The organism is Bacillus sp. 0102A, assembly GCF_036765155.1.
Lineage (GTDB): Bacteria > Bacillota > Bacilli > Bacillales > Bacillaceae > Bacillus > Bacillus subtilis_G.
The window spans coordinates 537622-559520 of sequence record NZ_JBAIZW010000001.1; the positions used below are offsets into that span (position 1 = coordinate 537622).

General features: G+C 44.2%; 18 protein-coding genes. 1 reads left to right on the plus strand and 17 read right to left on the minus strand.

Going from position 1 to position 21899, the window contains the following annotated elements:
- Nucleotides 1-42: 42 nt before the first annotated feature.
- Genes hemL through hemA form a run of 6 tightly spaced genes read right to left on the minus strand, consistent with a single transcriptional unit; the run spans nt 43 to nt 6297 of the window.
- Nucleotides 43-1335: a glutamate-1-semialdehyde 2,1-aminomutase gene (hemL, locus tag V6D41_RS03085; protein WP_148962248.1), complete on the minus strand. Its 1293-nt coding sequence runs from the start codon at nt 1333-1335 to the stop codon at nt 43-45.
- 29 nt (nt 1336-1364) lie between these two features.
- Entirely contained in the window at nt 1365-2339 is a 975-nt protein-coding gene (gene hemB / locus V6D41_RS03090; RefSeq protein ID WP_148962249.1) for a porphobilinogen synthase, read from the minus strand.
- A complete protein-coding gene (gene hemD, locus V6D41_RS03095; protein ID WP_333517243.1) occupies nt 2336-3124 on the minus strand; it encodes a uroporphyrinogen-III synthase in 789 nt (262 codons plus the stop codon). Before hemD ends, hemB begins: the two co-directional genes overlap by 4 nt.
- Nucleotides 3114-4055, minus strand: coding sequence for a hydroxymethylbilane synthase (gene hemC / locus V6D41_RS03100; protein WP_333517244.1), 942 nt, complete (start codon nt 4053-4055; stop codon nt 3114-3116). Before hemC ends, hemD begins: the two co-directional genes overlap by 11 nt.
- Nucleotides 4056-4091: 36 nt before the next feature.
- Nucleotides 4092-4922 (minus strand): cytochrome c biogenesis protein, encoded by an 831-nt coding sequence (locus V6D41_RS03105; protein WP_087992330.1) that lies wholly within the window; start codon nt 4920-4922, stop codon nt 4092-4094.
- A gap of 7 nt (nt 4923-4929) precedes the next feature.
- Entirely contained in the window at nt 4930-6297 is a 1368-nt protein-coding gene (gene hemA, locus V6D41_RS03110; protein WP_148962252.1) for a glutamyl-tRNA reductase, read from the minus strand.
- 227 nt (nt 6298-6524) lie between these two features.
- Between hemA and V6D41_RS03115 the strand changes: the two genes are divergently transcribed.
- Nucleotides 6525-7022 carry a hypothetical protein gene (locus V6D41_RS03115; RefSeq protein WP_333517245.1) on the plus strand — a complete coding sequence of 166 codons (498 nt, stop codon included), beginning with the start codon at nt 6525-6527 and terminating at the stop codon, nt 7020-7022.
- 26 nt (nt 7023-7048) lie between these two features.
- On the opposite strand, the gene yihA is transcribed toward V6D41_RS03115, so the two are convergent.
- From yihA to ilvC, 11 genes are all read right to left on the minus strand, one after another.
- Nucleotides 7049-7636, minus strand: coding sequence for a ribosome biogenesis GTP-binding protein YihA/YsxC (yihA, locus tag V6D41_RS03120; RefSeq protein ID WP_087992333.1), 588 nt, complete (start codon nt 7634-7636; stop codon nt 7049-7051).
- On the minus strand, nt 7633-9957 hold the full coding sequence (gene lon, locus V6D41_RS03125) for an endopeptidase La (RefSeq protein WP_333517246.1): 2325 nt from the start codon (nt 9955-9957) through the stop codon (nt 7633-7635). Before lon ends, yihA begins: the two co-directional genes overlap by 4 nt.
- 179 nt (nt 9958-10136) lie before the next feature.
- The gene (gene lonB, locus V6D41_RS03130; protein WP_333517247.1) at nt 10137-11795 is read right to left on the minus strand and encodes an ATP-dependent protease LonB; all 1659 of its coding nucleotides are present in this window, start codon (nt 11793-11795) and stop codon (nt 10137-10139) included.
- A gap of 152 nt (nt 11796-11947) precedes the next feature.
- Nucleotides 11948-13210, minus strand: a complete 1263-nt coding sequence (gene clpX / locus V6D41_RS03135) for an ATP-dependent protease ATP-binding subunit ClpX (protein ID WP_087992336.1) — start codon at nt 13208-13210, stop codon at nt 11948-11950.
- Nucleotides 13211-13481: 271 nt separating this feature from the next.
- The gene (gene tig, locus V6D41_RS03140) at nt 13482-14756 is read right to left on the minus strand and encodes a trigger factor (RefSeq protein ID WP_333517248.1); all 1275 of its coding nucleotides are present in this window, start codon (nt 14754-14756) and stop codon (nt 13482-13484) included.
- Between the two features lie 227 nt (nt 14757-14983).
- Complete coding sequence (gene ddcA, locus V6D41_RS03145; protein ID WP_333517249.1) at nt 14984-15988, minus strand: DNA damage checkpoint antagonist DdcA; 1005 nt, start codon at nt 15986-15988, stop codon at nt 14984-14986.
- A gap of 118 nt (nt 15989-16106) precedes the next feature.
- Nucleotides 16107-16706: a 3-isopropylmalate dehydratase small subunit gene (gene leuD / locus V6D41_RS03150; protein WP_333517250.1), complete on the minus strand. Its 600-nt coding sequence runs from the start codon at nt 16704-16706 to the stop codon at nt 16107-16109.
- 12 nt (nt 16707-16718) lie between these two features.
- Nucleotides 16719-18137 carry a 3-isopropylmalate dehydratase large subunit gene (gene leuC / locus V6D41_RS03155; RefSeq protein ID WP_333517251.1) on the minus strand — a complete coding sequence of 473 codons (1419 nt, stop codon included), beginning with the start codon at nt 18135-18137 and terminating at the stop codon, nt 16719-16721.
- A gap of 50 nt (nt 18138-18187) precedes the next feature.
- The gene (gene leuB, locus V6D41_RS03160; RefSeq protein WP_333517252.1) at nt 18188-19285 is read right to left on the minus strand and encodes a 3-isopropylmalate dehydrogenase; all 1098 of its coding nucleotides are present in this window, start codon (nt 19283-19285) and stop codon (nt 18188-18190) included.
- Nucleotides 19286-19305: 20 nt separating this feature from the next.
- A complete protein-coding gene (locus tag V6D41_RS03165) occupies nt 19306-20862 on the minus strand; it encodes a 2-isopropylmalate synthase (RefSeq protein ID WP_333517253.1) in 1557 nt (518 codons plus the stop codon).
- Nucleotides 20849-21877 carry a ketol-acid reductoisomerase gene (gene ilvC, locus V6D41_RS03170; RefSeq protein WP_148962257.1) on the minus strand — a complete coding sequence of 343 codons (1029 nt, stop codon included), beginning with the start codon at nt 21875-21877 and terminating at the stop codon, nt 20849-20851. Before ilvC ends, V6D41_RS03165 begins: the two co-directional genes overlap by 14 nt.
- Nucleotides 21878-21899: the final 22 nt, after the last annotated feature.

Genomic DNA, 21899 nt, shown 5'->3' on the forward strand with positions numbered 1-21899 from the left:
AAAAAACCGATACAAGGATGTCCTTGATACCGGTTTTCACTCTTATCCGCGGCTGATCTCAGCGAATACTTTCTCAGCTGCCTCGATTGTTTTTTCAATATCTTCATCAGTATGGGCCGTTGAGAGGAAAAGACCTTCAAATTGTGAAGGTGGAAGAAATACACCTGCATTTGCCATCCCTTTATAATAGTTAGCAAACAGCTTCAAATCAGATGATTTGGCTGTTTCATAATTGATAACAGGTTCGTTTGTAAAGAAGAAACCGATCATTGAACCTGCGCGGTTAAAGGTATGCGGAATGCCATGAGCCTCGGCGGCTTTAGAAATGCCTTCTTCCAACCTGTCGCCTTTTTTGATGAAATTCTTGTAGGATTCAGGTGTCAGCTGCTTCAATGTTTCTAAGCCAGCCGTCATCGCAAGCGGGTTGCCTGACAATGTGCCGGCCTGATAAATCGGACCGCTCGGAGCGATCTGCTCCATGATTTCAGCCTTGCCGCCATAAGCGCCGACAGGAAGCCCGCCCCCGATCACTTTTCCTAAACAAGTCAGATCAGGCGTTACCCCAAAATAACCTTGAGCACAGTTATAATCAACCCGGAAGCCTGTCATGACTTCATCAAAAATCAGCAGGGAACCGTATTCCTCAGTGATATCACGCAGACCCTGCAGGAAACCTTCTTGCGGCGGAACAACTCCCATATTTCCGGCAACCGGCTCAACGATAACACCTGCAATGTCTTCACCGAATTGCTGGAAAGCAAGCTTTACACTTTCTAAATCATTGTACGGGACAGTAACGGTGTTTTTCGCAATGCCTTCAGGCACACCAGGGCTGTCAGGCAGACCGAGAGTGGCCACTCCTGAACCCGCTTTAATCAAAAGGGAATCGCCGTGTCCGTGGTAGCAGCCCTCAAATTTCACAATCTTGTTGCGGCCCGTATAGCCTCTTGCCAAACGGAGAGCGCTCATTGTGGCCTCCGTTCCGGAGCTGACCATTCGCACAATTTCTACAGATGGCACACGATCAATGACGAGCTTTGCCAGTTCATTTTCAACTTCAGTCGGAGCACCGAAGCTTGTCCCGTATTCAGCCACTTTTTTGAGGCTCTCTACGACGCGGTCATTTGTATGGCCTAAAATTAAAGGCCCCCATGACAAGACGTAATCAATATATTCATTTCCGTCAATATCGGAGATTTTTGAGCCTTTTCCGCGCTCCATAAAAATCGGGTCCATGTCTACCGATTTAAATGCGCGAACAGGACTGTTCACACCGCCCGGCATGAGTTTTTGCGCTTCTTTAAAAGCCGCTTTAGATTTTTCATAGCTTCTCATCTGCCTCAACTCCTGTCAACTGAATAAAATTACTCCGCAAGCCATTTCGCTGCGTCTTTCGCATGATACGTAATAATCAGATCGGCGCCTGCACGCTTCATGCTTGTTAAAATTTCTAACACAATTTCTTTTTCTTTGATCCAGCCATTCTGCGCTGCAGCCTTCACCATTGAATACTCTCCGCTTACATTATAAGCGACGAGCGGCAAAGTAAATTCATTTTTCACATCACGCATGATATCCATATATGAAAGCGAAGGTTTGACAATCAAAAAGTCCGCGCCTTCCTCGACATCTGATTGTGCTTCGCGGAGAGCTTCCATACGGTTGGCAGGGTCCATCTGATATGTTTTGCGGTCCCCAAATTGCGGTGTGCTGTTTGCTGCGTCACGGAACGGACCGTAAAACTCACTTGAATATTTCACGGCGTAAGACATAATCGGAATATTGACAAACCCTTCTTTATCAAGCGCTTCTCTGATAACCGTAACAAATCCGTCCATCATGTTTGACGGCGCAATGATATCCGCACCTGCTTTCGCTTGACTGACAGCTGTCTGCGCCAAAAGTTCCAGCGATTCATCATTGAGGATGACCCCGTCTTTGACAAGTCCGCAATGGCCGTGATCTGTATATTCGCATAAGCACGTATCAGCGACAACAACCATCTCAGGGAAGTGTTTTTTAATTTCTGTGATGGCTTCTTGGACGATGCCGTGATCATGGTACGCTTGTGTACCGCAATCATCTTTTTCTTCCGGGATGCCGAACACGATAACAGATTGGATGCCCAGTTTGACGAGTTCTGCCACTTCATCCTTCAATACATCCAATGATACATGGTAAACATCAGGCATTGACGGAACAGCTTTTTCACCTTCCAGCCCTTCAACGACGAAAATCGGATAAATAAAATCGGATGGATGCAAACGTGTTTCCTTTACCATCTCCCTCATTGCTTTTGAAGACCGCAGGCGGCGGTGTCTGTTAAATGATTGACTCATATTCTCTCTTCCTCTCTTGACATGCTGCACATTAACTCAAGCATGCCATCTATTGTAAATGTATCAGGCGTATGCGATGTGATGCCGTACGTCATCAGGGCGTCCCTTGTTAAAGGTCCGATGCTGATACAGGCCGTCCTGTTCATCTGCCACTTTTTCAATTCTTCTTTTAAGACATGCATAAACGTATGTACGGTAGATGAACTCGTAAAAGTCACATAATCAAATGAGTATTGACTCGCAGCCTCTTTCAGTGCCTTGATGCCTTCTTCATCCGGAATCGTTTCGTAGACAACCCATTCCTTCACTTCAAAACCAAGCGGGATAAGCTCTTTTTTCACCACATCACGTGACAAATTACCTTTAATCACAGTAATCCGTTCCTCGGGTTCAGCGTGCTGCTTAAGGGTCTCTGCCAATTGTTCAGCGATATAATCCTTAGGCATCACATCAACCGATACGTTATGCGTTTCCAACCGGCGGGCCGTTTTTTCACCGACTGCCGCAATTTTTTTATGCGCAGGAAGAATAAGCTGATTTTCCTTTAGGTAAGAAAAAAAGAAGTCCGCTCCGTTCACGCTTGTAAAAACAAGCCAGCCAGACGCGGCAAGATCCTCTTGTACCTGTTTCGCAACATCGTTTGGCAAAGCGCGGCGAAACGTAATTAAAGAGGTCAAAACCGCTTTTCCGCCAAGTGCCTCCACTTTTTGCTGAAACGATTTTGCCTGCGCCTTATTCCGAGTGACTAGCACTGTTTTTCCCTTCAGCGGAAAATCATTTTTCATCCTCATCAAGCTCCCGTTTTACACGATCAATTAATTCTTTGGCTCCTTTGGCAGCCATAAGAGCGGCACAGCGCTTTCCGACTTCTTCCGGATCGTTTCCTGTAACGGTTTCTTTATAAATGATTTTGCCGTCCGGAGAAGCGACAAGACCTGTCAATTCAATTTCATCCTGCTCGTTTAAGACGGAGTAGCCTGCGATCGGAACCTGGCAGCCGCCCTCCAACGCGTTTAAATAAGCACGTTCCGCCAACACAGTCCGTTTTGTATATTCATCTGTAAACTGTGAAAACAATGCCAATAGTTCTTCATCCGATTCTCGGCACTCAATCGCCAGTGCCCCCTGGCCCACTGCAGGCAAACAGCGTGCAGGCTCGAGGAATTCGGTTACAACGTCTTGCTTCCAGCCCATTCTGGAAAGTCCGGCAGCAGCTAATATAATCGCATCATAATCCTCAGTTTCCAGCTTATGAAGTCTCGTATCTATATTACCTCTAATCCATTTAATTGTAATGTCAGGACGCTCAATCAAAAGCTGCGCGCTTCTTCTTAAACTGCTTGTGCCGATGACAGCGCCTTCCTTCATTTCTGAAAGCTTTACGCGATTCTTTGAAATAAGGGCATCACGAGGGTCTTCTCGTTCAGGAATACAGCCGATCACAAGGCCTTCAGGCAAAACAGCAGGCATGTCCTTCATGCTGTGTACCGCCATATCAATCTCTTCGTTTAAAAGCGCTTGTTCAATCTCTTTGACAAACAGCCCTTTTCCACCCACTTTTGATAGTGTAACATCGACGATTCGGTCGCCCTTTGTCACAATTTCTTTAATTTCAAAAGCAAATGAAGGATTGATTTCCTTCAGTTTTTGAATGACCCATTTTGTTTGAGTCATAGCGAGTTTGCTCCGTCTGGAACCTACTTTAATCGTTCTCATATTTTTCTTTCCTCCCGAATCTGCTTGGGACATCATTTAACTGAACCAATGGAATTGCGACAGGCTTCCAAGCAGGAAATAATTGATCATCAGCACAAGAAAACAAGCCGTATTCCACAGTGCAGCGACCTTTCCTTGCAGCTCTTTAATCAGCCTGATATAAAGATAATAGCTGTACAGCAGCAGGACGACAAACGAACCAAGCACTTTGGCGTCGAACCAATACAGCGTTTCTAGTGAGACATACGCCCAAATGACGCCGAGAATCAAACTCAGCAACAGCATCGGGACCCCGATGACATTCAGAACATACGCCATATAATCAAGCTTAGACAAATCTTCTATTCTCAACAGCCATTTCCCCCATTTTTTCTTTTTCAGCAGACGATATTGAAACAGATATAACACTGAAAAAACGAAGGAAAGGGAAAAAGCGCCGTATGAAAGAATCGCCATTGTAATATGAATCACCAACAGCTCGGATACAAGCTGCCCGGAAAAAGCGGCTGACTGCTGCTCTGTCGGTGAAAATGTGTGAATGGCGATCATAGAAAATCCTATTACATTTGTGAAAAACACAATAAAGTCAACTCGTAAAAGCTTTGTCAGTACAAGTGACAGCGTGACAAGAACCCAGGCATAAAAATAAAGCGCCTCCGTCACATTTAATACCGGAAACCGCCCCGTCACCCACATAAAGTAGGCCAAATACACAGTTTGCAGAGTCCAGACAATAGAAAGCAACCAGAAGGCCATTTTTCCAGCCTTCCGGTTGTGTTGAAGAAAATCTATAAAATAAAAGAGTACACTTAATGCGTAAATGACGATTGTCCCCTCATTAAGTCTAGCCATTGCAGTATCAATCATTCAGCTTTCACTCACTTACAAGTGGGGCAAAGCCCGCTTTTGATTCAGCCTTTTTAAAAGAATGGACCTTTTGGCTGCTTTCAACAGTATTCATCATTTGACGGCCCGCAGCTTCCTCAATGTCAAAAATCTGCATAAACAAGGCCAGCTTTTCTTCAGAATCAGCATCTGCCGCAAGCTCTTTCACCTTTAATATCGGATCTCGGAGCATTTGGTTAATGATACTTTTGGTATGTTTGTTCAACAGTTTTTTCTCTCTTGTACTCAAGTGAGGCAGCTTCCGCTCGATGCTGTCCATCGTTTCTGACTGGATGGCAAGCGCCTTTTCGCGCAATGCGGAAATAACCGGAACGACACCAAGTGTATTCAGCCATTGTTTAAACTCCACAATGGTTTCTTCAATTAACAGTTCAACTTTTTCAGCGGTTTCTCTGCGCTCTTTCATGTTCGCCTCTACAATGCCTTCCAGATCGTCGATATCATAAAGGAAAACACCTTCTAGATCATTCAGCGCCGGATCAAGGTCTCTAGGAACGGCAATGTCCACCATAAATAGCGGACGCCCCTTGCGAAACTTATTCGCATTTTCCATCATCTCTTTGGACACGACAAAATCACTTGCACCGGTTGAACTGATTAAAATATCGGCCTCTGCCAGCGCGCTTTCAAGCTGATTTAAGCTTCTCGCCTCACCAGAGAAACGGTCTGCAAGCTCCTTTGCTTTCAAGTACGTTCGGTTAATGACAGTGACCTTGCCAATTCCCTGTCCGTGCAAGTTTTCCGCAGCAAGCTCGCCCATTTTTCCTGCACCAAGAATCAATATGTGCCTGCTTGAAAGGTTTCCGAAGATTTTTTTCGCAAGCTCAACGGCCGCATAGCTAACAGACACTGCATTAGAGCCAATGTCTGTTTCGGCGTGAGTCCGTTTACCCACTGTAACCGCCTGCTTAAACAACTCATTAAAAATCGTGCCGATCGTTTTTTCTTGCTGAGCTGTTTTAAAGCTGTCGCGCACCTGGCCGAGAATTTGCGTTTCACCGATAACCATAGAATCCAATCCGCAGACTACACGGAACAAATGCTCAACAGCCGCATCGCTTTCGTAAAATCTTAAAAACGGTGAAAGGTCTTCTTTGCTTAATTGAAACCAGTCAGCTAAAAACTTCTTTATATAATAACGGCCGGTATGGAGCTGGTCGACGACCGCATAAATTTCAGTACGGTTGCAGGTTGAAACAATGATGTTTTCAAGAATGCTTTTCTCCGCTTTCAGCTGCACCATCGCTTCTGCCAGCTCTTCCTGCTGAAAGCTTACTTTTTCACGTATCTCAATAGGGGCGGATTTATAATCTACTCCCACAACAAGTATATGCATAGCTTAATTACACCCCCTACACCCAATCTTTATTTATAATCATTCTAACATAGAATTCATTATTTATAATAATTATAACATAGTTTCTTTCGCAAAATGTGAACAGATTTTAAAATTCTTATGCTATATTAGAAAAAGCTTCCCGTGCAATAAGCATTCCTATTGACAATACCAAAAACAGCAGAAATTTACTACACATCAGCTCTAAAAATAAGAAGGTGATATGCATGAAACAAAAATCAATTTTATTCCCTTGTCTGCTGCTTGCCGCTTCTATATATGCATGGCTTGAAAGCGGCCAAGCCGAACTGTTTTCAGGGCAGGATCAATGGCCTGTTCTCCTCATGCTCTTAGGCGCAGCCTTTATATATCAAGGAAAAAAAGAAGCCGTCACACCCCATTTTTTTATAGGTTTGCTTCTTTTGGGGATCGGTTTGCACTTTTTCGCCAAGCCGAAATGGGTATGGTGGCCGGATGATTTTGAAATGCTTCTATTTATGATCGGCTTCTCGCTCTTCGTTTCAGCCGTTCAGAAAAAAGAATATGTATATGAAGCTGTATCAATGATTTGTTTTTCCCTGTTTTTGTACTTTTTCAAACACATTATGGCGTGGCTTGAGTCTGCACATATTCCGACAGCGCTTCTGAAAGAGTATTGGCCGTTTGTCTTTATTGGAATCAGTTTATTGTTATTATTGATAAAACGAAAAAAATCTATGCGATAAAACAAAAAACCGGCAGAGAAAACTCTCTACCGGTTTATCATTTTTTTGATCGCTCCCCAAGCCTCGTCTTTCCCCTTTTTCGTTTCTGAGGAGTAGAGAATCAGCTCATCTTCAGGATCAATATTTAATGTCTGGCGGACAACTTTTGCGTGTTTGTCCCATTTTCCTTTCGGGATCTTATCCGCCTTTGTAGCGATAATAATGACAGGGATGCCGTAATACTTTAAGAATTCATACATCTGCACATCATCATTAGACGGCGCATGCCGCAAATCAACGATCTGCACCACTGCTTTCAATTCCTCGCGTGACGTAATATAAGTTTCAATCATTCTGCCCCAAGCTTCACGCTCAGACTTTGACACTTTGGCAAAACCGTAACCCGGTACATCCACAAAATGCAAAACATCATTGATAATATAAAAATTCAGCGTTTGTGTTTTTCCCGGTTTTGATGATGTTCTCGCAAGATTTTTGCGATTGATTAATGAATTGATAAAAGACGATTTTCCCACGTTCGATCTTCCGGCCAGTGCAATTTCCGGAAGTCCCCCCCCAGGGTACTGTTCCGGCTTAACCGCACTGATCACGATTTCTGACTTTGTGACTTTCATTTTTTCTCTCCTACTAAGGCATGTTCCAAAACTTCGTCTAAGTGGGACGCCAATATAAATGTCAGGCCCTCTCTGACGCTTTCCGGAATATCCTCTATATCTTTTTCATTCTCTTTAGGCGCAATAATGGTCTTTAATCCCGCTCTATGCGCGCCAAGCGCTTTTTCCTTTAATCCGCCGATTGGAAGCACGCGTCCGCGAAGCGTGATTTCCCCAGTCATGCCGACTTCACGTGAAACTGCCCGTCCAGTTAAAGCAGAAACAAGAGCTGTCGCCATCGTAATACCGGCTGACGGACCATCTTTAGGCACCGCACCCTCAGGTACATGTATATGAATATCATACTTCTCATGAAAGTCAGGTTCAATGCCAAGTTCTTCTGTTTTTGAACGCACATAGCTGAATGCAGCCTGAGCTGACTCTCTCATGACATCTCCGAGCTTTCCTGTCAGGATCAATTTCCCTTTACCCGGAGAAAGCGATACTTCAATCGACAGCGTATCTCCGCCGACGGTTGTATAAGCAAGCCCTGTAACTACACCTATTTGATCTTCTGTTTCGGCTTGTCCATATCTGAAAATGCGCTTTCCGATAAAGTCCTGAAGGTTCTTCTCAGTAACCGTAATCCGTTTTCGCTCTTCAGCAACAATGGTTCTTGCGGCCTTACGGCAAATCGCGGCAAGCTGGCGTTCAAGGCTTCTGACACCCGCTTCTCTCGTATAGTAGCGGATGATATCGAGAATCGCCTGATCACGCAGCTGCAGGTTGCTTTTCTTAAGCCCGTGTTCCTTGATCTGCTTCGGAAGCAGGTGGTCTTTCACGATTTCGAGTTTTTCTACTTCTGTGTAACCTGCAATATTAATAATTTCCATTCTGTCTCTGAGCGGACCCGGAATCGTCGCCAAATTGTTTGCCGTTGCGATAAACAGCACTTTTGATAAATCAAAGGTTTCTTCAATATAGTGATCACTGAAGGTGCTGTTTTGCTCTGGATCTAGCACTTCAAGCATAGCAGATGACGGGTCGCCTCTGAAATCAGATGACATTTTGTCAATCTCGTCTAATAAGAATACCGGATTCAGCTTGCCCGCTTTTTTCATACCTTGAATAATGCGTCCAGGCATTGCTCCGACATAAGTTCGTCTGTGTCCGCGGATCTCTGATTCGTCACGCACTCCGCCGAGTGAAACTCTGACAAATTTCCGCTCCAAGCTTTTTGCAATTGATTTCGCTAAAGACGTTTTCCCGACACCTGGAGGTCCCGCCAAGCAGAGAATCGGGCCTTTTAGGGATTTTGTCAGCTTCTGGACAGCCAAATATTCTAAGATCCGTTCTTTCACTTTCTCTAGTCCGTGATGCTCTTCGTCCAAGAGGCGTCCTGCCTCTTTCAGATCAAGCTTATCATCTGTCTCATCCGTCCACGGGAGAGCGATCAGCCAGTCGATATAATTGCGGATCACAGAGCTTTCCGCGGAACTTGACGGAATTTTTTCATATCTGTTCAATTCCTTTAGCGCGGTTTCCTTCACATGGTCAGGCATGCCCGCTTCTTCGATTTTTTCCGTCAGCGTTTGTACTTCGCCTGTTTTGCCTTCTTTATCGCCAAGCTCTTTTTGGATTGCTTTCATTTGCTCACGCAAGTAGTATTCCTTTTGCGTACGCTCCATCGAACGTTTAACGCGCTGGCCGATTTTTTTCTCGATCTCCAGCACTTCTTTTTCATTATTAATAAAATCAATAACCTTGTTCAGTCTGTCTTTGACGTCAGACGTTTCTAAAATATCCTGCTTATCCTTTAGTTTAAGGGGCAGGTGAGAAGCAACGATGTCTGCCATTCTCCCTGGCTCTTCGATATCTGTAACCGCGGCGTATGTTTCGGCAGAGATTTTTTTGGAAATTTTTATGTACTGATCAAAGTGGTCTAACAAAGTCCGCATCAATGCTTCGTCTTCTGTATCTTTTGATTCATCTTCATGAATCAGCTGAATGTCGACCGACGTGTAATCCTCATACTCATTGTATTTGACGATTTGAGCGCGTTTGAGGCCCTCAACCAACACACGAATCGTACCGTTCGGAAGCTTCAGCATTTGCTTAATTTTTGTATAGGTGCCGACAGTGAAAATCTCGTCTTCACCCGGTTCGTCTATCGAAATATCCTGCTGAGTGGCTAAAAATATCATATGATCATGCATCATTGCCTGTTCAAGGGCTTGAACCGACTTGTCACGTCCTACATCTAAGTGTAAAACCATCGTCGGGTACACTAATAAACCTCTTAAAGGGAGGAGCGGGATGCTGCGTTTTAATTCTTCTGCCATATGACTGACACCTCCGTGACTTTAGTATGAACCATTATAATACAACTTTTTCATCCTTGTACAATAAACGGCATGGTTCTATTTTCTATAATACAGTCTCCTCGTAGTATACCCTTTCTTTCCGATATGAAAAAGGAAAAGATGTCCTTCATAGAAAAAACCCTATTTTACAAATAGGGTCAGACGGATTCTTTATTGATTTGCATATTAAACGGTTTTTGTTCTGTTGGCGGATTCACTAAAATTTCATCAAGCACTTCCTGGAACGTCTTCACTGCAATAATTGTGATTCCGTCAATCTGCTTTAGGATCGCCTGCTGATTTTCATACGGGATGATCACTTTTTTCGCACCGGATTGCTTAGCTGCTTTTATTTTCGGAATCACGCCCCCAATGGGTTTTACAAGACCATTCAGGCTGATTTCGCCCGTCATGGCAACAGTATTGTCAATTGGGATTTTGTGAATCGCCGAGAAAATTCCTGCTGCCATGGCGATGCCTGCCGACGGCCCATCAATCGGAATCCCTCCTGGGAAATTAACGTGTATATCATAATCAGATGGCTTCATTCCCATTGTGCGGAGGACGGTTAACACGTTTTCAACCGACCCCTTCGCCATGCTTTTTCGCCGGATTGATTTTGATTGGCTGCCGATACTCTCTTCTTCAGCTATTCCTGTGATATTAATGGATCCTTTGTCCTGAGCCGGACTTACACTCACTTCGATTTCCAGCAGCGACCCGCTATTAGGTCCATATACCGCAAGCCCATTTACGATACCGACTTGCGGTTCAGCGCCGATTTTCTGCTCGTGCTTCGGAATAAGCTGGCTGGAATGAATAACCCATTCAATATCCTCAATCGTAATGTCTTTCCGATTCTCCGTTACCGCCATTCCCGCCGCGATTTGAATCATGTTAACAGCTTCCCGCCCGTTTCGCGTAAAGCTGGTCAGCAGATCCAAACCTTCAGCAGAAATGTTTTTTTCAATTTTATCTGCTGCTGTTTTGGCAACTGTTTTCAGTTCATCCTTTTCAAGCTCACGGAAAAATACCTCTAAACAGCGGGATCGGATAGCTGGCGGAATTTCGTTCGGCATTCTTGTCGTTGCGCCAATCAGGCGAAAATCAGCCGGCAGCCCATTTTGAAAAATGTCGTGAATATGATTCGGGATTTGTGTGTTTTCCTCGCTGTAATACGCGCTGTCTAAAAAGACTTTTCTGTCCTCAAGCACCTTCAGCATTTTATTCATTTGAATAGGATGCAGCTCACCTATTTCATCAATAAACAGCACACCGCCATGAGCATGGGTAACAGCACCCTGCTTCGGCTGCGGAATCCCCGCCTGCCCCATCGCTCCTGCCCCTTGGTATATGGGATCATGGACAGAGCCGATGAGCGGATCGGCAATTCCTCTTTCATCAAAACGAGCTGTTGTCGCATCGAGTTCCACAAATACAGCCTGCTCTTTAAACGGCGATTGTTTATGTTTTTTCGCTTCTTCTAACACAAGCCGTGCAGCAGCTGTTTTTCCGACGCCCGGAGGCCCATAGACAATGACATGCTGAGGATTGGGCCCGCACAAAGCGGCCTTTAATGCTTTAATGCCGTCTTCCTGTCCAACGATATCTTGAAAACTTTTGGGGCGGACCTTTTCAGATAATGGCTCGGACAAGCTGATGGCACGCATTTTCCGAAGCTGCTCCATTTCCTTCTTCGATTCCTTATCTATCGTGACCTTTTGTGTCCTTTGATTTTTAAGCAAATTCCAAAAATACAAACCGATGATGATCCCAAAAAACAGCTGAATAAATAACGCGATCCCTGTCCAACTCATGGTGGTCCCTCCTGAAAAACAATTTATGTATCCAATTCATTCCTCTGAATGCTAGTATCTCCCACAGAAGACGGGAATAAACGTTTTTCTGGAAGAGTTTGCACGACAAAAAACCTCCTGAATGTCACCACTCAGGAGGTTTGTGCTTATCTTTATGCAGATGTTTTATCTTGGCTTACCTCAGTGCCGTCTTTTAATAAAAGGCGGGGAAGCTCTCCGTGTGTCACAGTTGCCCCGGTAATCACACATTTTTCAATGTCATCACGAGAAGGCAGATCAAACATCACATCAAGCATGATGCCTTCAATGATAGAACGGAGTCCGCGCGCTCCAGTCTTACGTTCAATTGCTTTTTTAGCAATTTCAGAAAGCGCTCCTTCTTCAAACTCAAGCTCAACATTGTCAAGCTCAAGCATTTTCTTGAATTGCTTAACAAGAGCGTTTTTCGGTTTTGTTAAAATCGCAACCAATGCTTCTTCGTCAAGCTTTTCAAGGCTCGCAATAACCGGAAGACGTCCGATAAATTCAGGAATTAACCCGAAGCGGAGCAAGTCTTCAGGAAGCACTTTTGAAAGAAGATCTTCTTTCTCAAGATCAGCAGCTTTATTGTCCCCACCGAATCCAATCACTTTTTGACCTAAACGGCGTTTGATGATTTGCTCGATACCATCGAAAGCACCGCCGCAAATGAACAAAATGTTTGTTGTGTCAATTTGAATGAATTCTTGATGAGGGTGCTTACGTCCTCCTTGAGGCGGCACGCTTGCCACTGTACCCTCAAGAATTTTAAGCAATGCCTGCTGTACACCTTCACCTGACACGTCACGTGTAATAGACGGGTTTTCTGATTTTCTTGCCACTTTATCGATTTCATCAATATAAATAATGCCTTTTTCGGCTTTTTCTACATCATAATCAGCAGCTTGGATGAGCTTCAAGAGAATATTCTCTACATCTTCACCCACATATCCAGCTTCAGTCAAAGACGTAGCGTCCGCAATCGCAAACGGCACATTTAAAATGCGGGCCAATGTTTGCGCCAGAAGGGTTTTACCGCTTCCTGTAGGACCGATTAATGAAATATTACTTTTTGAAAGCTCAACATCATCAACTTTACTGTTGGAGTTAATGCGCTTATAGTGGTTATACACAGCAACAGCGAGTGATTTCTTCGCTTGATCCTGTCCGATGACATACTCATTTAGAATTTCGCGAATTTCCTGAGGCTTCGGTACGTCTTTAAATTCTACTTCTTCTTCAGTTCCGAGTTCTTCCTCCACAATTTCAGTGCAGAGTTCGATACATTCGTCACATATATATACACCAGGTCCGGCTACAAGCTTACGAACCTGATCTTGTGTTTTTCCACAAAACGAGCATTTTAATTGTCCTTTTTCCTCGTTAAATTTAAACATTCTTTCACCCCTTAATCTTGTCTCACTTTTTCTTTTACCGGCAGAGCAAAAGAAAATGGTTCTTGAAACGAACGAGTATGTATTGCATTTTACCATACTTTCCAAAAAGACGGTAACAATGTGTTTCTGACTTGCACATTCTATATGTATGACAAAAAACTGCCCTTCATTAACTATCTTGCCCCAAGAAAAAGAGATATATCATAATTGTACAAAACAAGGCACGAATGATTCGCGCCCTGTTTTATTATTACTATTATTATGCACCATATTAACGGTTTTCTACAAGAAAATCAATCGCTTTGCGAACTTTTAAATCTTCTTTCATCGCGTCAGTAGAACCGATGGCTTGTTTAATATTTTCAACAGGCATGTTGTATGCTTCAGCCATTTTAGAAAGCTCAGCATCAACTTCCTCATCTGACACTTCAAGGTTTTCCGCTTTCGCAATCGCCTCAAGAGTCAGGTTAGATTTAACGCGTTTTTCAGCATCTTCTTTCATTTGCTCTTTTAACGCAGCTTCATCTTGGCCAGAGAATTGAGTGTAAAGCTCAAGGTTCATCCCTTGCATTTGCAGACGCTGTTCGAATTCTTTCAGCATGCGGTCAAGCTCAGTGTCGACCATTGCTTGCGGTACATCGATTTCAGCATTTTCAGAAGCTTTCAGAACAAGCTCTTCACGCAATTTAGCGTCAGCTTCGTTTTCTTTCGCTTCTTCTAAACGTTTCTTTGTTTTTTCAGTTAATTCGGCAAGTGATTCCACTTCTTCATCGATATCTTTTGCGAATTCATCGTCAAGCTCTGGAAGCTCTTTCGCTTTGATTTCGTGAATTTTCACTTTGAACACAGCTGGTTTGCCAGCAAGCTCTTCAGCGTGATACTCTTCAGGGAATGTCACTTCAACATCCTTCTCAGCGCCTGCTTCAAGGCCGACTACCTGCTCTTCGAAGCCAGGGATGAATGAACCAGAACCTACTTCAAGAGAGTAGTTTTCTGCTTTTCCGCCTTCGAACGCTTCGCCGTCAACGAAACCTTCGAAATCAAGAACAACTGTGTTTCCTTCTTCAACAGCGCCTTCTTCTTTTACAACAAGCTCCGCTTGACGCTCTTGAAGGGCTTTTAGTTCGTTTTGAACATCTTCGTCAGTTACAGTTGCATCGTCTTTTTCAACGCCTAGGCCTTTGTATTCGCCAAGCTTCACTTCAGGTTTCACTGTTACTTTAGCTGTGAAGATTAAGCTTTCGCCTTTTTCGATTTTTTCAACATCGATTTCAGGACGGTCTACAGGCTCGATTCCAGCTTCTTCAACCGCTTTCGGGTATTCTACAGGAAGAAGAATATCCAAAGCATCTTGGTAAAGAGCTTCTACGCCAAAGCGCTGTTCGAATAATCCGCGAGGAATTTTTCCTTTACGGAATCCAGGAATTGAAACTTGTTTTACTACTTTTTTAAATGCATCATCAAGTGCTGTTTTAAACGTTTCAGCATCAACTTCAACCGTTAAAACGCCTTCGTTGCCTTCTTGTTTTTCCCATTTTACAGACATGTGTTTCCCTCCAAAAATCTATTCAGGTTGTGTCGGTCTTCCATTCTAAAGCAATCATTCGGCTTCGTCCAACAAAAACAAAGCTGCCAAAGATCAGAATCATTATGTATAGATGTTAATAATGAACTGCAAAGCCTGTCCAACCGTATTTCTTATAACCCGTTATACACAAATACAACCATTATATTATAACATAACACATACCGCTTTCAACTATATGGCGCGATTTACAAATAAGAAATTTCTTCAATATCTTTTATCATCGTGCACGCTTCATCGAGTTCTCTGTCGGTAAACTCATACATCATATGAAGTTCTTCTCTTTCAATTTCAATCCCATGCATCTCGTAACCGACTTTATGCAGGGCAGCTGCCCAAAGGTCAGCCGAAAGCAATTTCGGCTGGAACGGATATAAAACATATAAATGTCTTCTCCACACTTCTTCAACTGCCGCATATAAGGTTGGATTTTCATTTCCAAGTGTCTCATCCAGCACCCGAAGAACACGGTGTAAAATCGGTGCGGCGTCAGGCGGGACAATCTCAGACGGTTCAATTGTCAGCGACTCGCCAAATTTAGTAATGTGCACAGGTTTGCTATACTCATGCTCAGCCAACAGCATGACGATCATCGTTTTGATATTCGGGTGAGCTGAGGGGTCTTGAAGGATTGTTTTGAGCAGACCTGTATACTTCGCTACATTCCGGTCTTTTAAAGAATGAATTAAATTCATTTGCTCCTCAGGGCTTGCCAGCACTTTCTCCGTGTCAATTGTATCCTCATATTCCTCGGCCCAAGCCTCGTCTTCACGTTCCGGATCGGTCATTTTACGGCTGAAATCAAGCAGCTTATAAAATTGTTCGGCACTTTCCGCAGGCAGCTGGTTTTCTTCCAAAACAGCTTCAATCGTGCTTTTGACTTCTTCGTATTTTTTGAGCTGAATTAAGATGGTCATGTACACCTGTAAAACCGTAAAATAATGGCCGTAACCTTCTTTTAGCATCTTCTCGCATACGCTTTCTGCCTCTTCCAATTCGCCCAGCTCTAAAAAGCAGATGGCCATCCCTAAGTGAAGATCAGATTCAGTATCATCATATTTCATCGCTTCTGAAAACAGATCAAGCGCTTCTTGATACTTTTTTTCCTTCAGTGATGACATCCCTTTTTCCACAAGACGGTCTTTCAGATGAGGAAAAGGAATAATTTTTGCGTTTTTCTTGTCATGCGTCATACCTATATTCCTTTCAGGCATTTATTTTGTTCAAGTGTATCAACACCTGCGAACAAAAACAAGGAATGAAAGGTTTCGCCAGGCTAAAAAAGCCGCCGGACAAATGCCGGCAGCTTTTTCAGGCTTGAAGCCAAGAGCTTCTTTGTGATTCAAACTGCTTGATTTCATCTTCCAGCAAAAGCGTTAATGAAATTTCATCATAGCCGTTGATGAGCATCTCTTTCCAATGCGGATCAACTTCGAATGAAATTTGATTGCCTTCACTATCACGAATAAGCTGATTTTCAAGGTCAACAGTCATTTGCAATGACTGGTTTTCATACTGACCGACAAGCGTTCTCCAATTGTCATATGGCATACGAATCGGCAGCATACCGTTTTTAAAGCAGTTCTGGTGGAAAATATCAGCAAATGACGGCGCGATAATGATTTTAAACCCATAATCATCAAGCGCCCATGGAGCGTGTTCACGTGATGAACCGCACCCGAAGTTTTCTCCCGCTATTAAAATGGAAGCCCCTTGATAAGCAGGCTGGTTTAATTCAAATTCAGGGTTCAGTTCACCTTTCTCATCATATCTCCAATCAAAGAATGCAAATCGGCCGTAGCCTGTTCTTTCAATCCTCTTCAAAAATTGCTTAGGAATAATCTGGTCTGTGTCAACATTGATTCGATTTAATACGGCCGCTTTCCCCGTATGTGTTTTCAAAGGTTCCATCTCGCGCACTCCTTACACAACTGTTTTTTCCTGATAAAACTTTCTGACATCAACGAAGTGTCCGTGAATGGCAGCCATTGCAGCCATTGCCGGGCTGACGAGATGTGTTCTTGCACCTTTTCCTTGTCTGCCCTCGAAGTTGCGGTTAGAGGTTGACGCACAGCGCTCTCCCTCAGGAACAACGTCATTATTCATGCTTAAACACATACTGCAGCCTGACTCTCTCCATTCAAATCCAGCTTCCAAGAAAATCTGGTCAAGCCCTTCTTTTTCAGCCTGAAGCTTTACGCTTTGAGATCCGGGAACGACGATGGCTCTTACGCTGTCAGCTACCCTCTTCCCTTTGATCATATCAGCAGCCTGGCGAAGGTCAGTCATGCGGGAATTTGTGCAGGAACCGATAAATACGTGATCCACTTTGATGTCTTCAATTTTCTGATGGGGGGTCAGCCCCATATATTCATAAGCGCGAATCGCTTCTTTTTTGTCATCTTCTGCGGAAAAGCTTTCCGGCGCAGGAACTTCAAAATCGACAGGAAGAACCATTCCCGGGTTGATGCCCCATGTCACCATAGGAGAAATTTCGTTGCCGTCAAGGACGATAGATTTATCGTAAACAGCGCCAGAATCTGTGCGCAGCGCCTTCCATTCCTCTACGGCTTTGTCAAATTCTTCGCCTTTTGGCGTGTATTTGCGGCTTTGGCAATATTCAAATGTCACTTCGTCAGGTGCAATCAACCCTGCTCTTGCCCCTGCTTCAATTGACATGTTACACACGGTCATTCGTTCATCCATCGTCATATTTCTGAATACTTCCCCAGTGTATTCAATGACGTAGCCAGTGCCGAATTTCACCCCGTATTTACCAATGACAGCAAGAATGACATCCTTTGCCGTTACCCCTTTTTGAAGCGTTCCGTCTACGCGCACTTCAAGTGTTTTCGGACGCTGCTGCCAAAGTGTCTGTGTGGAAAGGACATGCTCAACTTCACTTGTCCCGATCCCGAATGCAAGGGCGCCGAATGCGCCATGGGTTGATGTATGGCTGTCGCCGCATACGATCGTTTTCCCCGGAAGCGTTAAGCCCAGTTCAGGACCGACGACATGGACAATCCCTTGATCCACACTGTGAAGATCGGCAAGGCGCACGCCAAATTCTTCACAGTTTCGTTCAAGCGCCGTCACTTGGCGTTTCGCAACTTCATCCTTTATCTCAAAACGATTGACGGTCGGGATGTTGTGGTCCATTGTCGCAAATGTGTTTTGGGGTCTTCTGACCTTTCTTTCCTTTTGTCTCAACCCTTCAAATGCCTGAGGAGACGTCACCTCATGAATAAGATGCAAATCAATATAGAGAAGATCCGGTTTCCCTTCACCATGTTTGACAATATGCTGATCCCAAATCTTTTCGATGATTGTTCGAGGCATCATCTTTTATTTCCTCCCTCTACCTATGAACTAAGACCGCTTAACGTAAGCTGTCACACATTAGAAATTGTATTTTCACTCATAATTAATGTCTTAACTTCCTTTGTAATGGCCTGAGTGCTGCTGAACTCTTCGCCTCGTGCCAAGTCTCTTGTTCTTTTTCCGGAAGCCAAGACTTTATTAACCGCATCTTCTACAGCTTTCGCTTCCTCTTCAAGCCCGAAAGATGTCCTCAAAAGCATTGCCGCTGACAATATGGCCGCGAACGGATTTGCCATCCCTTTACCGGCTATGTCAGGCGCGGATCCGTGAACAGGCTCAAAAAGATGAAGACCTGAACTTGACAGGCTGGCTGACGGGAGCATTCCGAGTGAGCCTGTAAGCATGGATGCTTCATCGCTTAAAATATCGCCGAACATGTTTTCAGTCACCACGACATCAAATTGATTCGGTGCATAAATCAGCTGCATGGCCGCGTTGTCCACAAGCATATGCTCCAGCTTCACATCAGGAAAGTCTTTTGCAACGTCCTCTGCCACTTCACGCCACAGCCTGCTTGATTCAAGAACGTTCGCTTTATCAACAGAGGTCACTTTGCCTTTTCTGGCCGCCGCCATTTTAAAGCCCTCTCTGATCACGCGCTCAATTTCCGTCCGCTTATAAAACAGTGTGTCTACAGCTTCCTGCTCACCTTCAGTGTTTACATAACGTTTGCTCGGCTGGCCGAAATACAAGCCGCCTGTCAGCTCACGGACGATAACGAAATCAACGTTATCAATATATTCTTTTTTCAAAGGTGAAGCGTCAGAGAGGCTTTCAAACACCTTCACAGGCCGCAAATTCGCAAATAAATCTAGCTGTTTTCTGATGCTGAGCAGCCCTTTTTCCGGTCTCAGCTCCGAAGGATTTTGATCCCATTTCGGTCCGCCTACAGCGCCAAGCAATATAGCGTCCGCATTTTTACAAGCCGAAACAGTTCCCTCCGGGAGGGGGTTGTTATGTTCATCAATCGCCGCCCCTCCGATCAGGCCATATTCAAATTCAAAATCATGTTTAAAGCGTTCGGCAACACTTTTCAGTACGTCTGTCGCTGATTCTAATACCTCAGGGCCGATCCCGTCTCCAGGCAATAGAGCAATTCGTTTCTTCAAGTTAACCGTTCTCCTTTCTTTTATGACCCGACAGCTGTATGGTTTTTAAGTCCGCTCATATTCGACTGGAAAACCAATTGACGGTTGACTGCGTTCAAATAAGCTTTCGCTGAAGCTTCTAATACGTCTTGCGCTATGCCCCGCCCTGCTGATTCTTTTCCGTTCAATAAAACTCTTACATACACCTGGGCAAATGCGTCTTCGCCTTTTCGATTTGACTGAATGCGGTAGTCCAAGAGCTCCACGTCTTTATCGATGCAGCGCTCAAGCGTGTTGTAGATCGCTTCCACGCTTCCTGCTCCAGTTGCCGCTTCCTGAATAAGCTCTGCGTTTTCTTGATTTTTCAAAGAAAGTGTAGCCGTAGGAACCTGGCTTGTTCCGTAATGCACTTGTAAGGAAAGAAATTCATACCCAATCTTGCGGTCTGTTACTTTTTCTTCTAAAATAAGAGAAACAAGATCCTCATCAGTGATTTCTTTTTTCTTCTCAGTCAACTCTTTGAACATCGTAAAGAATTTATTAATCTCTTCACTATCAAATTGAAATCCTAAAGCAGTCAGCCGGTCTTTAAATGCGTGGCGTCCGGAATGTTTACCCAGGACAAGTGCATCAGCTGTTACACCGACAAGCTCCGGTGAAATAATTTCATAAGTCGATTTTTCTTTTAAGAAGCCGTCCTGATGGATGCCTGATTCATGAGCAAATGCATTATCGCCCACAACCGCTTTATTGCGCGGAACAGCCATACCTGTCAGCTTGCTTACTAAATCGCTTGTTCGCTTAATCTCGTTCAATGTAATGCCTGTTTCAACTTGATAGAAATCTTTTCTGATATGGAGGGCAACGGCAATCTCCTCTAATGCCGCGTTTCCGGCTCTTTCACCGATCCCGTTCACAGCGCATTCGATTTGATCAGCGCCATTTTCAATCGCAGCAAGAGAGTTTGCGACTGCCATTCCCAAATCATCATGACAGTGGGCTGAAAGCTTTGCTTGATGAATGTTCGAAACGTTTTCCTTCATATATTTAAAGATATTTCCGTATTCCGCTGGAGCCAGGTAGCCGACCGTATCTGGAAGATTGATAACACTGGCGCCTGCGTCAATGACTTTCTCGACGATTTCCGCTAAAAACGGCAGTTCAGTCCGGCATGCATCTTCAGCTGACCATTGCACAACCGGAAAACGCTCTTTTGCGTATTTCACCATTTCAACCGCTCTTTCGATGACTTGCTCACGAGTCATTTTCAGCTTGTGTTTCAAGTGAATGTCCGATGTGGCGATAAATACGTGAACTCTCGGGTAAGCACCGTCCTTTAACGCTTCCCAAGCAGCATCAATATCACCTTTTACACAACGGGCAAGACCAGTCACTGAACAATTTTTAATGGTTCTTGCAATTTCCTGAACAGCTAAAAAGTCACCTCGGGACGAAGCGGGAAATCCCGCTTCAATGATATCTGCCCCGAGTCTTTCGAGCTGCTTTGCTATGGCAAGTTTCTCCTGTGTATTTAAGTTCACGCCAGGGGACTGTTCACCATCACGAAGCGTCGTGTCGAAAAAATTAATTTTGCGCAACGGAGACCACCGCTTCCTTCTTCTTGCCTTGTTTCACAAACGGCATCATTTCACGAAGTTTTCTTCCCACCACTTCGATTTGATGTTCGTTTTCGCTCGCATTGATGGCGTTGAAACGAGGACGGTTTACTTGGTTTTCGACGATCCACTCTTTTGCGAATGTCCCGTTTTGGATATCTTTTAATACTTCTTTCATAGATTCTTTTACTTTAGCGTCCACAACGCGCGGCCCTGATACGAAATCTCCCCACTGTGCTGTGTCAGAGATTGAATATCTCATGCCTTCAAGTCCTTCTTCGTACATAAGGTCTACGATTAATTTCAACTCGTGCAGACACTCGAAGTACGCAAGTTCAGGCTGGTAACCTGCTTCAGTTAATGTTTCAAAACCTGCTTTTACAAGCGCGCTTAATCCTCCGCAAAGAACTGCTTGCTCACCGAACAAATCTGTTTCTGTTTCTTCTTTAAATGTCGTTTCCAAAACGCCCGCTCTAGCGCCGCCGATTCCTTTTGCATACGCAAGGGCTTTGTCTCTTGCTTCTCCAGTCACATCTTGGTAAATCGCGAACAATGCCGGCACGCCAGCTCCTTGCTCATATGTTCTTCTTACCAAGTGCCCCGGGCCTTTAGGCGCTACCAAGAATACATCTACATCCGCAGGAGGAACAATTTGATGGAAATGAACGTTAAATCCGTGAGCGAATACCAATGATTTTCCTGCTGTCAATTCATCTTTGATTTCAGCTTCGTATACTTTTTGCTGCTGTTCATCCGGAAGCAGAACCATGATGATTTCAGCTTGGGCTGCCGCTTCTTTTACTGAAAATACTTTATGTCCGTCTTCTTGAGCTTGCGTGAAAGATTTCCCTTGTCTAACACCGACGATCACGTCAACTCCGCTTTCTTTAAGGTTCAGGGCATGTGCGTGACCTTGCGAACCGTACCCGATAACCGCTACTGTTTTCCCACTCAATACGTTTTCTTTGATATCACCGTTATAATATACTTTTACCATTTCAATCTCTCCCTTGTTATGT